Origin of the sequence: Streptomyces sp. NK15101 (assembly GCF_020400725.1) — a bacterium.
Lineage (GTDB): Bacteria > Actinomycetota > Actinomycetes > Streptomycetales > Streptomycetaceae > Streptomyces.
Map to the genome: position 1 here is coordinate 1 of NZ_JAINVG010000195.1, position 1,353 is coordinate 1,353.

General features: G+C 65.1%; 1 protein-coding gene. It reads right to left on the reverse strand.

Features of this window, described 5'->3' with window-relative positions; all coding sequences use genetic code 11:
- Positions 1 to 19 precede the first annotated feature (19 nt).
- Positions 20 to 1,120, reverse strand: a complete 1,101-nt coding sequence (locus K7G60_RS38545; protein ID WP_374115752.1) for an IS110 family transposase — start codon at positions 1,118 to 1,120, stop codon at positions 20 to 22.
- Positions 1,121 to 1,353 lie beyond the last annotated feature (233 nt).

Here is a 1,353-nt window from a genome sequence, read left to right on the forward strand (position 1 = left end):
CTTGATGCCCCTATGGATGTCAAGCGGCCAAGGCTTGCTCCTTGGGCATCGTGTGGGCTCGGATAATGATCGTGTAGAGCTCTCGGGCGACGTAGCGTTTGAGGCAGCGGATGGCTTCACGTCGTGTTTTGCCTTCGGCGATGCGTCGTTCGACGTAGGTGCGGCTGCGGTTTTCCCAGCGGAGACGGGCCAGCACGATGGTGTAGAGAGCTGAATTGGCCTGGCGGTCTCCGCCGCGGTTGAGCCTTCTGCGTTGAGTCTTGCCCGAGGATGCCTCGACTGGGCTGACGCCGCAGAGCGAGACGAACGAAGCCTCGCTGTGCAGTCGCTCAGGGTTGTCACCGGTGGCGATGAGGAGTGCTGCTGCGGTGTCCGGACCGACGCCATAGCACTCGAGAAGTTGGGGCATGTGCTGCTTGAGCACGTCGGTGATCTGCTGTTTCAGAGCGTCGATCTCCTCGTCGAGCTCTTCGACGCGGCGGGCCAGGAGACGCATGGTGAAGATGGCTGCCGTGGTGGCCGTGCCGGCTGCAGCCCTTGGCAGAGCCAGGCAAGCCCGGACGAGTTTGGGAATGGTCAGCCCGTCGAGAGGTTCTCGTAGGTCTGGGCTGGCCGTCACGAGGACGGCTCGGAGCTGGTTGATGGCCTGGGTGCGGGCTTTGACCGCGGAGACCTTGGCCATCTTCAAGAGGCGGAGTGCTTCAGCCGGACCATCCGTGTGCTTCGCCGTTGCCGTGGCTCTGCCGGACAGCACGGCATGAGCTGCCGCTTCGGCGTCAATGGTGTCCGTCTTGCCTCGTCGGCGCCGGGTGGCCTTGTCCGGCTGGTTCACCTCGATCACCGCCAGGCCGTTGCTCCGCAGGAACCGGCTCAAGGCGGCTCCGTAGGACCCGGTGCACTCAACTCCCGCTCGGTCGACCATGCCGTGGAGTCGGACCCAGTCCAGCAATTGCCGGTAGCCGTCGGCCGTGGTCGGGAAGCTGCGGGAATCGACCAGCCTGCCCGTCGTAGAGACCACGGCTGCCACGTGTGTGTCCTTGTGGGTGTCGACACCCAGGACGACCTCCTGGCGGCGTTCTTGGTGCAATCGGGTCGGCTGGGCCATGCTGGCACTGGTCATCGGTCTCCTGCCATCGAACCGGAAGGCTGGTGGCCGTCGCCGGGCCAGCAGGGTGGTCAGGACTGTGACGGTGCCTGTCGCGAAGGCCCCTATCGGGACACACCCGCCGGCCTGGCGGCAGCGAGCGCCGTTTCAGACAGCGGTCGACAGATCAAGACGCAGGACATGACAGTCAGTCGTAGCGCGGGTCAGACCACCACCGAGACGGCTCCGCCATCCTCACAGTCGTAGCG

Bases quoted from the DNA above. Each gene is read 5' to 3' on its own strand.
- K7G60_RS38545 (WP_374115752.1), bottom strand. From the start codon at position 1,120: ATGACCAGTGCCAGCATGGCCCAGCCGACCCGATTGCACCAAGAACGC.